The 14,601-nt window shown below is 36.7% G+C and carries 10 protein-coding genes and 2 pseudogenes; 5 read left to right on the top strand and 7 right to left on the bottom strand.

Features of this window, described 5'->3' with window-relative positions:
* Positions 1-36 precede the first annotated feature (36 nt).
* Positions 37-1,386: a carbohydrate ABC transporter permease gene (locus PYW32_RS02655; RefSeq protein ID WP_016175873.1), complete on the top strand. Its 1,350-nt coding sequence runs from the start codon at positions 37-39 to the stop codon at positions 1,384-1,386.
* A 5-nt stretch (positions 1,387-1,391) separates the two neighbouring features.
* Positions 1,392-2,264, top strand: a complete 873-nt coding sequence (locus PYW32_RS02650) for a sugar ABC transporter permease (RefSeq protein ID WP_016175874.1) — start codon at positions 1,392-1,394, stop codon at positions 2,262-2,264.
* 42 nt (positions 2,265-2,306) lie between these two features.
* Here the strand turns inward: PYW32_RS02650 and PYW32_RS02645 are convergent, their stop codons facing one another.
* Positions 2,307-4,040, bottom strand: coding sequence for a glycoside hydrolase family 13 protein (locus PYW32_RS02645; RefSeq protein WP_016175875.1), 1,734 nt, complete (start codon positions 4,038-4,040; stop codon positions 2,307-2,309).
* A 140-nt stretch (positions 4,041-4,180) separates the two neighbouring features.
* Entirely contained in the window at positions 4,181-4,669 is a 489-nt protein-coding gene (locus PYW32_RS02640; RefSeq protein ID WP_016175876.1) for a MarR family winged helix-turn-helix transcriptional regulator, read from the bottom strand.
* Positions 4,670-4,815: 146 nt separating this feature from the next.
* Between PYW32_RS02640 and PYW32_RS02635 the strand changes: the two genes are divergently transcribed.
* Complete coding sequence (locus PYW32_RS02635) at positions 4,816-7,155, top strand: ABC transporter ATP-binding protein/permease (protein ID WP_016175877.1); 2,340 nt, start codon at positions 4,816-4,818, stop codon at positions 7,153-7,155.
* Positions 7,156-7,298: 143 nt separating this feature from the next.
* Positions 7,299-7,574: an amphi-Trp domain-containing protein gene (locus PYW32_RS02630; RefSeq protein ID WP_016175878.1), complete on the top strand. Its 276-nt coding sequence runs from the start codon at positions 7,299-7,301 to the stop codon at positions 7,572-7,574.
* On the opposite strand, the pseudogene PYW32_RS02625 reads toward PYW32_RS02630, so the two are convergent.
* From PYW32_RS02625 to PYW32_RS02605, 4 genes and pseudogenes are all read right to left on the bottom strand, one after another.
* Positions 7,549-8,634, bottom strand: a pseudogene (locus tag PYW32_RS02625) (bifunctional transcriptional activator/DNA repair enzyme AdaA). The gene PYW32_RS02630 and the pseudogene PYW32_RS02625 sit on opposite strands and share 26 nt — an antisense overlap.
* A 134-nt stretch (positions 8,635-8,768) precedes the next feature.
* Positions 8,769-10,390 (bottom strand): annotated as a pseudogene (locus PYW32_RS02615) (alpha-glucosidase).
* Positions 10,391-10,518: 128 nt separating this feature from the next.
* Positions 10,519-12,093, bottom strand: a complete 1,575-nt coding sequence (gene abc-f, locus PYW32_RS02610) for a ribosomal protection-like ABC-F family protein (protein WP_016175884.1) — start codon at positions 12,091-12,093, stop codon at positions 10,519-10,521.
* Between the two features lie 90 nt (positions 12,094-12,183).
* Positions 12,184-12,339: a hypothetical protein gene (locus PYW32_RS02605; RefSeq protein ID WP_016175885.1), complete on the bottom strand. Its 156-nt coding sequence runs from the start codon at positions 12,337-12,339 to the stop codon at positions 12,184-12,186.
* 154 nt (positions 12,340-12,493) lie between these two features.
* On the opposite strand from PYW32_RS02605, the gene PYW32_RS02600 reads away from it, so the two are divergent.
* Positions 12,494-13,852: an Nramp family divalent metal transporter gene (locus PYW32_RS02600; RefSeq protein WP_016175886.1), complete on the top strand. Its 1,359-nt coding sequence runs from the start codon at positions 12,494-12,496 to the stop codon at positions 13,850-13,852.
* 105 nt (positions 13,853-13,957) lie between these two features.
* On the opposite strand, the gene PYW32_RS02595 is transcribed toward PYW32_RS02600, so the two are convergent.
* A complete protein-coding gene (locus PYW32_RS02595; protein ID WP_071859184.1) occupies positions 13,958-14,587 on the bottom strand; it encodes a DUF421 domain-containing protein in 630 nt (209 codons plus the stop codon).
* Positions 14,588-14,601: the final 14 nt, after the last annotated feature.

Below are 14,601 nucleotides of genomic sequence, written 5' to 3'. Positions count from 1 at the left end.
CTTTCTTTGTAAAATAATGAAAGTGAGTGGAAGGCTATGTTTAACAAAAAAAAATATGAACAGAAAACAACCTTTCGTGAGTTATTCAAAAAAGGCGATGCAATGACAAAATTGTCATTTGTTATTATGGGATCTGCAAACTTGGCCAATAAACAATGGCTTAAAGGATTGTTTTTCCTAGGGACACAAGTTGCTTTTCTTTTTTGGTTAATTCGCAACGGATTAACAGCATTAAGTATGCTATCAACATTAGGAACACAAGAACAAGGGTTAGTCATGGATAAGAAGTTAGGAATTCCTGTGCTTCAAGAAGGCGACAACTCCATGCTTATCTTATTATTTGGGATTGCAGCTATTTTACTTTGTATTTTAATGATTGTTCTTTATATCGTGAATCTAAAAAGTGCGCGTCATCTTTATGAATTGAAACAAGCAGGACAAAAAGCACCTACAACAATGGAAGACTTATCTAGTTTGTTAAATGAACGTTTCCATGCAACTTTGATGACCATTCCATTATTAGGTGTTTTGTTCTTTACTATTCTACCGTTAATTTATATGATTTCTATCGCATTTACAAACTACGATCATAACCATCTACCACCGAAGAATCTATTCACATGGGTTGGTTTTTCAAACTTTGCCAATGTTTTAAATGGAAAAATGGCAGCAACCTTCTTCCCTGTTCTTAGTTGGACATTAATTTGGGCAGTCATTGCAACAGCTACTTGTTTCTTCTTTGGTGTCTTATTAGCATTATTAATCAATCGAAAAGGCATTAAATTTAAAGGACTTTGGCGAACAATTTTTGTGATTACCTTAGCTGTACCACAATTCGTTTCATTGTTAATTATGCGTAACTTATTAAATGGTGCTGGCCCGATTAATGCAACGTTGATGAGTTGGGGACTAATCGATACCGCGATTCCTTTCTTAACAGATCCGTTATGGGCAAAAATTTCTGTTATCTTTGTAAACATGTGGATTGGCTTGCCAGCAACAATGTTAGTTTCTACAGGGATTATTCAAAATCTACCGGAAGATCAAATTGAAGCAGCACGCATTGATGGTGCAAATGCCTTCCAAATTTTTAGAAACATTACGTTCCCACAAATTTTGTTCGTTATGACCCCTGCTCTAATTCAACAGTTTATTGGAAATATCAATAACTTTAATGTTATTTTCCTATTAACAGGCGGCGGACCAACAAATTCTGATTTTTATGGAGCAGGATCAACCGATTTACTGGTAACTTGGTTATATAACTTAACCTTGAATACGATGGACTACAACTTGGCTTCAGTTATCGGTATCTTAATCTTTATCCTCTCTGCAGTATTTAGTTTAATTGCCTACACTCGAACAAATTCATTTAAGGAGGGCTAACGACTATGGAAGCAAAAAAGAAAAATAAAAGCTATAAATCAAGTCAACGAATTTCCTTAACTGGAAGTTATATCTTATTAATCGTCATGTCTATTGTCTGGATGTTCCCGATTGTTTGGATTGTACTATCTAGTTTCCGTGCAGAAGGTGGTGCGTTTGTTCCTTATATCATCCCTAAATCATTCACACTTGATAACTATAAAATTTTATTGAGTAATTCAACGGGAAGTTTCCCCTTTGTACGTTGGTTCTTAAACACTTTGTTTATCGCTACCATTAGCTGTATTTTATCAACGTTCATTACGATTGCGATGGCCTATGCTCTTTCTCGTTTACGTTTCAGAATGCGTAAACCAATCTTGAAAATCGCCTTAGTTTTAAACATGTTCCCAGGATTTATGAGTATGTTTGCGATCTACTATATTTTAAAAGCGTTAGATTTAACACAAACAAAATTTGCGTTGATCCTCGTTTACTCTGCAGGGGCAGCACTTGGTTTTTATATCGCCAAAGGGTTCTTTGATACTATTCCAATGGCATTAGATGAATCTGCAATGATTGACGGTGCCAATAAATGGCAAATCTTTACCAAAATCACTTTGCCGTTATCCAAACCAATGATTGTTTATACGTCTTTAATGTCCTTTATGGGTCCTTGGATGGACTTCATATTCGCCAAAGTAATTATGGGTGATAAAGTCGAAAACTACACGGTTGCGATTGGGTTGTTCTCAATGATGACTAAAACAACTGCGAATTCCTTATTTATGTCATTTACCGCAGGCTGTGTCTTGATTGCTATTCCAATTACCATTTTATTTATCATCATGCAACGTTTCTATGTTGCCGGTATTACTTCTGGTTCAGTAAAAGAATAAAACAAAAACGCATGCGTAAAACTATAGCGCATGCGTTTTTATTTACTCTTTTTTCAATATTAAGTAACTGTATTCTTCGACTATCAAGTGTTTGTTTAAGGTAACTGTTTGTTGCTGAATGCACTCGTTAAATGTTTGATCTTGCATTTCTGTTGGTAAAATGACCTCATTGGTTCCTTGCGTATTGAAAATGAAATAAAGTATTTCGTTGTCAGAGACTTTCTTAAAGATGATGGTATTGGCTGTAACACTTAAAAAATCATAGTCCCCTGCATACCCCATCGTTGGATGCGCTTTTCGTAAACGTGTCAATTGTACAAGATTACTCGTTGGACGCTCTTCCCAATTCATGCACCGACGATTATCGGGATCATCTTCCCCTTGCAGGTAAATTTCACTGCCATAGTAGAAACAAATTGACCCGGGCGTTGTTGCTAGTAAAGCAAAACACATATCGACTTTTCGTGGATCATTTTGTGCACTTGTCATAATTCTGGGTGTATCGTGACTATCCAATAAAGTCATCATCCCCAAGTTTTGATTTTTCGGATAGCGTGTATAGGCATGAACAAATTGCTCCAAAAAATCATGACCATCTATGCGTTCAGTCGCAATCCATTCTTGGATTGGTTTGGCCAACGGATAATTCATCACGCCGTCAAATTGATCCCCATTCAACCAAGCTTGACTATCATGCCACAACTCACCACAAATATAGACATCCGATTTTACTTCTTTGACTGCTTTTCGGAATGTTTTCCAAAATTGATGATCCACTTCATTGGCAACATCCAAACGCCAACCATCAATATCCGCTTCTAAAATCCAATATTGGGCAACACGAATCAAATAATCAATCACTGCTGGATGACTCGTATTTAGTTTCGGCATGTGATAAGAGAAATTCAAATAATTTTCTCCTTCAAAATAAAACCAATCATAATAGTCAGATGCTGTTCCTTTTTCTTGCGCATCTTTAAATTGATACGATGTCCACCCAATATGATTAAACACCGCATCTAACATAATCCGAATGCCTAATTGATGCGCTTTGTCCACTAACTCTCGTAAATCTTCTTTCGTCCCAAAATGAGGGTCAATTTCAAAATAGTCTTCCGTATCATATTTGTGTGAAGTAGGCGACTTAAAAATCGGCGTTAAATAAATACCAGAAATACCTAAATCTGCGAGATAGGGTAATTTTTGAATAATTCCTCGTAAATCGCCACCATAAAACTCAAATTCTCCTAAAATAGCGGTGGTAGCGTTTGACCAAGGATGCGTTTTTTCTGGATCATTGGTCACGTCGCCATTGGCAAAACGCTCAGGAAAAATTTGATACCAGACAGTTTCTTTTACCCATGATGGAGCTGTAAAGATGTCATTTTCATGGATATAAGGAAATGAAAAATAACTATTAATATCATTTTGAATAAAGTCATCTTCTGGCGAAAAGAAACCACGTTCGACAAACAAGACTTGTGTCTGTTCATCTTCTAAAAGAAACCCGTACCTTGATTTCAAATTATGTGGTTTTGCTTCGACAAACCAATAATCAAATAATTCAGTTGAAAACTCTTTGCGCATGGGTAGCTGTTTTTTTTGCCACATCCACACACCTTCTTCATTTGGTAACCATCCATCTTCATGATCGATTAACAAGGTTACCTTCGTTAAATCATCACGCTTACTACGCAAACGAAAATGAAGTGTCTGTGCATCATAAGCGTAGGCATAATTGCTTTTGGTTTTGTGTAAAATTGCTTGCTTCTCCACGTTATTCCTCCTTCAATTTCATTGACTCTTCTTTTATTATGCAACCGATTGCAAAAATAATCAACAACTAATTCCCATAACTATACAAAACATATAGTTATACAGCGCAACTGTTTGCTAAAAAATAAAAACCAAAGCTGTTAATCCTCTAACAGCTCTGGTTTTTTACATCTTGAGACATTCATTTGCTTGTATTTCGCTAATACTTCTAAAGCTCCGGTCAAATGGCTGGTCACCATGTCATAGTCTTCTTTCGTTAGAACAGAAAAAGTATCGGCAAGTTTGTGTTTGACTTGTTCTTCTTTTTGAGCAAACAACGCTTTTCCTTCTTTCGTGGTAAACACATTCACAATACGGCGATTGCTTTGATTATGCTGACGTTGAACAATTTGGCGTTTTTCCAAGTTCGTAATGGAACGACTAATTTGTACTTTCGAGGTACCGACTTGTTGGGCTAAGTCGGTCATCGAAATCCCTTCATTCGTAGCGACAATTAAAATAATCAACATTTCCATTTTCGTTAACTTTAAGTCTTCTAAATCTACTTCTAAATCTTGGAAAACCAATTGACTCATGAAAGAAAAAATATCCGTAAATACTGAAATATCAAGCTCTGATGGTTGCTTCATCTTTCTTCCCTCATTTCTTCTCTAGTTTAAATGATTTTAAAAAAATTATCAAATGTTGATTGTTGATTTTTGTTAACTGTTGTGATACCGTTAAACGTGAATTTAGTTAGAGTTATTGGTAAATTTAAACAGAGAAGAGTGTCGCAATGTTAGAATTAAAAGATATCAAAAAACATTATAAAGTTGGTTCAACCACGACGAAAGCCTTAGACGGCGTATCCGTCGCTTTTCGTAAGCAAGAATTCGTGGCTATTTTAGGCCCAAGTGGTTCTGGAAAAACAACGATGTTAAACGTAATTGGTGGTTTAGACAAATACGATTCTGGAGACATGGTGATTAATGGGAAATCCACCAAAACCTTTAAAGATCGTGATTGGGATGCATATCGCAATAACTCCATTGGCTTTATCTTCCAAAGTTATAACTTGATTAGTCATCAAGGAATTATCGACAATGTAGAATTAGGGATGACGTTAAGCGGGATTTCCAAAGCAGAACGTCGTGCGAAAGCCGAAGATGCGTTACAACGCGTTGGTTTAGGCGATCACATGAATAAAAAACCGAATCAATTGTCTGGGGGACAAATGCAACGGGTAGCGATTGCGCGTGCATTAGCCAATGATCCTGACATTTTACTTTGTGATGAACCAACGGGGGCGTTGGACTCAGAAACAAGTATTCAAATTATGGAGTTAATTCAAGAATTATCCAAAGAAAAATTAGTCGTGATGGTGACACACAACCCTGAATTAGCCCATCAATATGCCGACCGCATTATTGAATTTTCAGATGGTCGTATTCAAACTGATTCCCATCCTCATATCGAAGGAAAAAAGAAAGATGAATTCAATTTAAAACATACAAAAATGAAGTTCACTACTGCATTGCGGTTATCTTTCAATAATATTCGTACCAAAAAAGGACGAACATTCTTAACGTCCTTTGCCTCAAGTATCGGAATTATCGGAATTGCGATTGTCTTGTCGCTATCAACAGGTTTCCAAAAACAAATTGATAAAACACAATCAGAAACCTTATCACAATTCCCAATCACTATTTCGCAAGTGACTACCGATCAAGATCCAACAAATTTTGAAAATCGCTCAACGAAAGGCAGTTTCCCAACTGAAAAAGAAGTCACTGCTAAAATTAGTGATGCTGATCGTGCCCAACATACAAATAAATTGGATCAAGATTATGTCGATTACATTGAAGACATCGATCCAACATTAAGTAATAACATTGGGTACACTCGTTTAGTGAATATGAATTTATTGCGTGAAATTGATGGCAAACCCGAAATGGTCAAATTCTCCAACGATGCTGCGGATAGCCAAACAGGTTCCATGATGTCTATGATGGCTGCCCAAACTGGTGTGGGTGTTTCTTCTTTCCCACAACAATTGGATGATAGTCAAGGAAACTTCTTAAAAGATAATTATTCGTTGCTTGAAGGGAATTATCCAGAAAATGCGAACGACGTCGTTTTAATTGTGGATAACAATAATACAACGAATCTCAATGCCTTGAAAAATTTAGGTTTTGATGTCAAAGAAGGGGAAAAAATACCATTTTCAGAGATTGTTGGTACGACTGTCACACTTGCCTACAATGACGCATTTTATACTGAACTACCTACTGGCAACTTTATTCCTAATCAAGATTTAGAAGCTGTTTATAACAATAGTGCGAACGAAGAATTAACGATTGCTGGGGTTTTACGCATCAAAGATTCTTCAACAATGGATTTACTTGCACCAGGTATTGCGTATAGCGATGCGTTGGCACAAAAAATCATTGAGAAAAACAGTGCCTCTGCAATTGTTAAAGCACAAGAAGATAGTACGACGAATGTCATGACGAATGAACAATTAGATACAGCTGCCAAAGATAATTTCTTGAATTATTTAGGTGCTAGTGCTACCCCTTATAGCATTATGATTTATCCAAATGATTTCAAATCAAAAGATCAAGTCTTGGATTATTTAGATGCGTATAATAAAGGAAAAAGCAAAGCAGACAAAATCATTTATAGTGATTTAGCGGGTACAATGACGCAATTAACAGGTGGTTTGATGGATGCTATTACCTATGTCTTAATCGCCTTTGCGGGTATTTCACTCGTTACAAGCATGATTATGATTGGGATTATCACTTACACTTCAGTACTAGAACGTACCAAAGAAATTGGGGTCTTAAAAGCCTTAGGTGCCCGTAAAAAAGATATTACTCGTGTCTTTGATGCTGAAACAGCTATCTTAGGTGTTGCATCAGGAGCTTTAGGGGTCGCAATTGCTTACTTAGCAACCTTCCCAATTAATGCGTTATTATACAATTTAACTGAATTAGAAAATGTTGCCACGTTAAATCCAGTTCATGGATTAATCTTAATTGTCATTAGCACAATTCTAACCATGATTGGTGGACACATTCCGGCACGTATGGCAGCCAAGAAAGATGCCGCTATCGCATTACGCGCTGATTAATAACTAAAATACCTGAACAAGAATGAATGTACCCTTTTTAGTGGTTGCCTTTCAGATTGTTCAGGTATTTTTTCTTCTAATCAGCGATGACAAGTGTTATTAAGGTATACTAGAAGTAACAATTAGACAAGGAGGTTTTTACTATGCGTGAACCAAAACCATTGACGGAAGTATTGGTTGATTATGAAGAAAAACAGTCACTTGTTGCTTTTGCTACGACTCTAGAGACCCTTGCCAAAAAATTGAAAGAACAAGGTAGTTTCCAATTTGTCCAAGGAACAGAAACGATCCCTGTCATCCCGAGCGAACAATTGAAAGTGGAATACAAATATACTAAAAAAGCTGATAAACATTCGTTTGAAATTGAATTTGACTGGATTGAAGGACAAAAAATTATTTCTCCAATGTCAATTGAGTAAATGTTTCATGCGTGTGACCCATTTTTTGCTCCAATGCTAATAAATATTTTTTACGTGCAATCCCGCCACCGTATCCACCTAATTCACCATTGGTATTAATCACACGATGACAAGGAATCACTATCGCTAGTTGATTGGCGCCATTTGCATTGCCAACAGCTCGAACTTTATGCTTGTCCCCTAATTCAATCGCAATTTCTTTGTAATTGACTGTCGTTCCAACAGGAATTGTTCTTAAAATTTGCCAGACTTTCTGTTGAAATTCGGAACCTTCATAATGAATGGGCACAGTGAGTTCCGTTAATTTCCCATCAAAATAAAGGGTCAACTCTTTTTCTATCTGACGATTAATCCCTGTGGTGCCATGAATAATTCGCGCATTGTATTTGATGCGCGTTTTTTCAATTTCTTTTTCTAATCCTCTACGATCTAAAAATTCTAATAAATACAAATACTGTTCATCTGACAAACTGAACATACGGCCAATCGGCGTGGAAATAAACGAGGCATACAACACTTTTACCGGCTCTTTTTTAGGAGGATTGCCCATAATTTTTGTAAAGGCGTCATTAAAACCACTGGAGGACTGATAGCCAGTATTTAATTGTTGGTCAATGACTTTACTGCCGGCTTTAATTTCTTTAAATGCCAAACCCATGCGGCGAGAACGAGCATATTGCACAAAAGTCATTTGATAAAACTCTTTAAATTTCCTACGTGCAGTTGCTGAAGTCATTCCTAATTGAGCAAAATCGGCTTCTTGCCAACGGTTATTCGGATTGGCTTCCACAGCATGAATTAATTGGTTCACTTCATCTGGGATAGATTTAGGAAAAGACAAGGGCGTACATCGTTTGCATGGGCGATAACCAGCTAGCAATGCTTCTTCCGCCGTCAAATAAAACGCACAATTTTCAAATTTAGGTTTACGTGCAGTACGCGTCGCATGGCAAAATACACCTGTGGTTTTAATGGCTGCGAAAAAAATGCCATCATAATTTGAATCCTTTCGAACTAGCGCATCGTACTACTCTTTTTTTAATTTTTCAGATGTAATCACTTCAAGGACTCCTTTATCGTTTTCTTTCATTATAAAGAAAAATTATGGGGATGCTCTCGAAAAATGAACAACTATTTTTTTCCAAAAAAGGCTGTGACAAACATCCATAGGTAGTTGTCACAGCCTTTTCTTTATTATTGTTGATACAATCTTGCTTCATACGGACGCAAGGTATTCGCTAAAACATCCTCATAATTTGTCAGAACGACAGCTTGGTTGGCTATATTTTGTAAATAGTCACAGGTGTGTTCTGTTTCACCTAAATTGACAACAATCGTAAAACACGTATGCTCATCTTTTCGTTCATAACAAAACAGATCATCATTGTTGGTTTCTATATAATGAAAGGCCCCTTCAATAAATACGGGATATTCCTTACGCAACGCGATTAATTTTTTGTAAAAATGATAAATGGAATCCTCATGACGTTGTTCTTCCACTACATTCAACCAATTTTTGTTCTCATTGATCGCTAACCACGGTTCTTTACTGAAAAACCAGCAAATGTTGATGCGTCCCACTGCATCGGTATCCGTGCATTGTCACGAGTTGTTCCTGAAATGACTTGCATCGCTTCTTCTACAGTCGCACCGGTCTCAATTAAACTTTCATATAAATTACGTGAATCCACTGCATCGACTTGCTCGATACTTTCGAATTGATTGTTAATCATCCCGATTTCTTGTCCTTGGTAAATAAAAGGAGTCCCTTGCAACAGCATAAAACTCATTGCCAACGCTTTACCAGAAATTGTCCGATAGGCGAAAGAATCATTCCCGAATGCGGAAATGCTACGAGGAACATCATGATTTTCCATGTATAACGCATTCTAACCACGCCCATCTGCTAATGACTCTTGCCAACGTACTAGTGCATGTTTAAATGAACGCAAATCAATCCCTTCATCGTTCCGTGTACGCCATAAATCGATATGTTCAAATTCAAAAATCATATCAAAATAACCATTTTCACCGACCCATGCTGTCGCTTCTTCAGCCGTCACACCATTCGCTTCACCAACTGACATTACCTGATGTTTTTTCAACACTGCACTTAATTCTTTCAAGTACACATCGATGCCTTCAATATTTTTATAATTGCCGTTCACATCTGCAAAATCAAACGGTCGATCCCACACATCTTTTTTAATATGAGAAATGGCATCAATTCGGAACCCATCGATACCTTGAGCAATCTACCATTCAATCATATCGAATATTTTTTGGCGCATCGCCGGAGAATCCCAATTTAAATCAGGTTGTTCTTTGGCAAAGGCATGAAAATAATATTCACCGCGTACCTCATCATATTCCCAAACCGAACCACCAAAAATTGCATGCCAATCATTCGGTTCTTTCCCGTTAACAGGAGGATGCCAGATGTAAAAATCACTATATTCATTATCCGTTCCTTGTCGCGATTCTTGGAACCACTGATGCTGATTAGACGTGTGATTAATCACTAAATCCATAATAATTTTAATATCTAACGCATGCGCTTCTTTAACCAACGATTGAAATTCTTCCATCGTACCAAAATCTTCAGAAATTGCGCAGTAGTCTGAAATATCATAGCCATTATCAACGTTAGGCGATTCATAAATCGGTGTAATCCAAACAAAATCAACACCTAACTCTTTTAAATAAGTTAATTTTTCACGGATACCATTAATATCACCTAATCCGTCATTTGTTGTATCTTTGAAGCTTCTTGGGTAAATCTGATACCCAATTGCCTCTTTCCATCGATGGAGCAAGCACTAGCAATCACAGCGTCAATGTAAATCTGATACCCAATTGCCTCTTTCCACCATTTGCTCATGTCTTTCGTTCCTTTCACCTAGTCTTATTATACGAAAACAATTTCTAAAATGTAATAATTTTCTTAGTCCTCAAGTGGGATTTTTTGAATTTGTTCATCTGCGATTTGTAATGCTCGATCAAAGTTTTTCTTTAGAAAATAACGATCATGCGTCACCGCTAAAATCGTCCCTGTGAAGGTCGCCAACAATGCCTCAATTTCTTCTCGGACATAAATATCTAAATGATTGGTAGGTTCGTCTAAAATCAAAAAATTAATTTTTTGTTGAAACAATTTCATTAGGTATAACCGTACTTGTTCACCGCCGGATAAATCACCTAGACGTTTAGCCACGTCTTCTTGATAAAAACCATAGTGTGCCAAAGTTTGTCTTGCTTGTTGTTCTTCACTAATAAAGCTTTTGGTGTATGCTAATAAACGCTGCTGAGCATCTGGAAACGTTAATTGTTGAGGTAAATAGCCTAATTTTAGACTTGCACCATAGTGGATATTTCCTTCATCTAATTTCTCTTGATTCATGATTAAACGTAGTAATGTCGTTTTACCGGAACCATTTTCACCAATAATAGCAACACGTTCACCGCGATAAATTGCAAAAGAACTATCTGCGAAGAGCAATTTATCTCCCATCATTTTCCCAATCGCTTGAGCAATGACAACCTCTTTTCCTGAGCAAGAAGCTTGGTCGATACTTTTTAAGCGTTTTTTAGGAGACACAGGTGCTTTTATTACGGTTATTTTTGCTAAACGGCGTTCCAATTCTTTGGCTTTTTTAAAGAATTTTTCGTTGTCTCCTTCATTTCCCCATTGACGGTAACGATGAATCATCCGTTTGAGACGTTGGATTTCTTTTTGTTGCAAGTCATAGTTTTTACTTAATTCAACGAGACGAGCTGCTTTTAAAGCAACGTAACGGCTATAATTGCCAGGATACTCAATCGCTTGTCCATCTTCAATTTCCACAATTCGTTGCGTCACTGTATCTAAAAAAGCACGATCATGGGAAATGACTACAAATGATTGTTTGGTGTTTTTTAGATAATTTTCTAACCATTGAATACCAACTAAATCCAAGTGATTCGTTGGTTCATCCAGAAGCAAGACATCATTTTCTTGAATTAAAATCTTCGCTAATTCGACACGCACCCGTTCGCCGCCGCTTAATTGCTGGAGAGGCGTGTAACATTGTGCTGCTAATCCTAAGCCCTTCATCGTAGTGGTAATCCGATCTGTCAGTTGATACCCACCTAATTCTTCAAATTGTTGTTGCAGATTTCCATATATTGTTAATACACGCGCCAAGTCGCCAGTTGGTGTGGTCATTTTCGCTTCGTAATAACGTAATTGCTGTTGTATATCATGTAAAACGGTAAAACTATGACTAATATAATTAAAAGCAGTCTGATTTGTACTTGGTAATGTTTGTGGAACCCAACCAATTGACAGACCTTTTTTACGACTGATTACGCCAGTATCAATTCCTTCTGTTCCCAATAAAATCTGTAATAAAGTTGTTTTTCCAGTGCCATTTTGTCCGACTAAACCAATTTTCTCATTTTCATTGATGCTAAGAGTTAATTCTTCAAATAGTGGGGTCCCACTAAAGTTTTTGCTGATCTTATTTGCTTGAATATACATATTCTGACTCCTTTAAGACCACTCAAAAAGGCCATGGAAAATCCATGACCTGTTGTTATTTTATTTATCCGTCATTCTTTCACAAATCGGTTAAACATATTGAATGGTCATTGATTTTAGTTTTATTTGACTGTTTTTAGATACACTTCTCCCGTAAACGGCCATCGTAAAACCAATCGCGTGACTAAAGCTAATATGATAGCGTTGATAATTTTCAGATGATGTTATTTTAGTCATGCTTACCATTGAATACGTTCCCTCCTTTGCTTTACTGTCTCTTTATTGTAGCAAATTTATAAATCCGATGCAATTGCCACTATTTTTTACTTGTTTTTTTAAAATATTAGGAGTACGATAGATACGAATTCAGGACAACCTAAAAGTTAGTGAGGTTTTGAGGATGGAAAATGAACAAACAAAAAAACTCGTCTCCTATGCCAATGGTCCGAGCTTAGAGGAAATTAATGGAACTGTTGCCGTACCACAAACTGGCAATTTTTGGAAAAATCTAGTCTCCTTTTCAGGACCTGGTGCACTTGTTGCGGTTGGATATATGGATCCTGGAAATTGGATTACTTCCATTGGTGGAGGTGCAAAATACGGTTATTTATTACTATCCGTCATTTTAATTTCTAGTTTAATCGCGATGTTATTACAATACATGGCAGCGAAACTCGGTATTGTTACACATATGGATTTAGCTCAAGCAACACGAAAATATACTGGTAAAAAATTAGGCATTGCTCTTTGGATTGTCACTGAATTAGCGATTATGGCAACAGACATTGCTGAAGTCATTGGTGGTGCAATTGCCTTAAATTTATTATTTGGGATTCCTTTATTAATTGGTGTCATTTTAACTATTTTTGATGTGTTGTTGTTATTAGTTTTAACACGTTTAGGTTTTCGGAAAATTGAAGCCATTGTTATGACCTTGATTTTGGTGATTTTAGTGGTCTTCTTATATGAAGTAATGATTGCGCAACCTTCTATTCCTGATGTATTCAAAGGACTAATTCCACAAAAACAAGTCCTACACCCCGGTGAATTAACCATGGCTTTAGGAATTGTGGGCGCTACTGTCATGCCACATAACTTATATCTCGGTTCGTCTATTTCTCAATCACGAAAATACGATCGCACAGATGACGAAAATATCGCTAAAGCCTTGCGTTTTTCTACTTGGGACTCAAATATTCAATTGTCTGCAGCCTTTTTTGTCAATTGTCTCTTGTTGATTTTAGGGAGCGCCATGTTCTTTGGTCATGGCGATGAATTAGGGACATTTTCAGCATTGTATAACGCCTTACAAGATTCGACGATTGCTGGAGCCGTTGCAAGTCCCCTATTGAGTACCTTATTTGCGGTAGCTTTATTGGCATCCGGACAAAATTCAACCATTACTGGTACCTTGACTGGTCAAGTCGTGATGGAGGGCTTTATCAACATGAAAATTCCAACTTGGGCACGTCGGATCATTACACGTGGACTATCCGTCGTTCCTGTATTACTATGTACCATTTATTTTGGTGCCAATGAACAAGCGTTAGATAATTTATTGATTTATTCTCAAGTTTTCTTGAGCTTAGCTTTACCGATTTCCATGATTCCTTTGGTTTATTTTACCAGTTCAGAAAAAATTATGGGGAAACGATTTAAAAATACCAAACTAGTTGCTGGATTAGGTTGGGGTTGTACCATTGTTTTAACACTTTTAAATATTGAATTAATCATTGAGACAGTCACTCACTTTTTATAAAAACACAATAAAATATCCGAATGATCGAACTGCTTGCTGGTATTCACCGCAACTTTACGATCATTCGGATATTTTTCTAGTTTAGACGTAGGTTACCGTCTCTTTTTAGTATTCATACAATTTAATCTCACCTGAAATATATTCGCCTAAATAAATATCTGTAATCTCTTTCCCCGTTAATTCATGTACTTTGCCAATTAACCAAGCTTCATCTTTATTGACAATATCTAACAAGTCTTCATTGATTTGCCCATCCATAATGATTGGGTAGCGAATATTTTCATCCCCTTGTTCAATAATTGTTAGTTGGCCATTTTGCTCTAACACAGCACGTTTGACTTTCGATACTTCATAAATGCCATTACTACGCAGCTTAAACATTAAATCATTGGCTGAAATCCCATGTTGAAGACAGGTCGCAATATCGACTTGACCATTGTGGATTAACGTGGTGGGTTTGCCATCAATAATATTTTTAACAAAACGATTGTGTTCTTTAGAAAATTTCACAATTAAAACCAAGGTCGTCCAAACAATTAAAACCAAAACAAATTGTAAGACGCTAATCGCATCATTATAAATAACCCCACCAATAATGCCCCCGAGTACATAGTTTTGGACTTGATCCATCGCAGAAGAAGGCGCCAAATTACCTTTTCCCATAATATTAATTTGTACAATCAGACATAAGATACCTAAAGCTAATTTGATAATAATTGGACTGTATAAACTCATCATTTTCTGTGCCC

It is taken from the genome of Enterococcus saccharolyticus subsp. saccharolyticus (genome assembly GCF_029023825.1).
Taxonomy (GTDB): Bacteria; Bacillota; Bacilli; order Lactobacillales; family Enterococcaceae; genus Enterococcus_F; species Enterococcus_F saccharolyticus.
The sequence above is the reverse complement of the archived record's forward strand: the minus strand, read 5'-3'. Positions and strand labels throughout refer to the sequence as shown.

Coding starts and splice junctions, on each gene's coding strand:
- PYW32_RS02655 (WP_016175873.1), top strand. CDS start 37: ATGTTTAACAAAAAAAAATATGAACAGAAAACAACCTTTCGTGAGTTA.
- PYW32_RS02650 (WP_016175874.1), top strand. CDS start 1,392: ATGGAAGCAAAAAAGAAAAATAAAAGCTATAAATCAAGTCAACGAATT.
- PYW32_RS02640 (WP_016175876.1), bottom strand. CDS start 4,669: ATGAAGCAACCATCAGAGCTTGATATTTCAGTATTTACGGATATTTTT.
- PYW32_RS02635 (WP_016175877.1), top strand. CDS start 4,816: ATGTTAGAATTAAAAGATATCAAAAAACATTATAAAGTTGGTTCAACC.
- PYW32_RS02630 (WP_016175878.1), top strand. CDS start 7,299: ATGCGTGAACCAAAACCATTGACGGAAGTATTGGTTGATTATGAAGAA.
- abc-f (WP_016175884.1), bottom strand. CDS start 12,093: ATGTATATTCAAGCAAATAAGATCAGCAAAAACTTTAGTGGGACCCCA.
- PYW32_RS02605 (WP_016175885.1), bottom strand. CDS start 12,339: ATGGTAAGCATGACTAAAATAACATCATCTGAAAATTATCAACGCTAT.
- PYW32_RS02600 (WP_016175886.1), top strand. CDS start 12,494: ATGGAAAATGAACAAACAAAAAAACTCGTCTCCTATGCCAATGGTCCG.
- PYW32_RS02595 (WP_071859184.1), bottom strand. CDS start 14,587: ATGAGTTTATACAGTCCAATTATTATCAAATTAGCTTTAGGTATCTTA.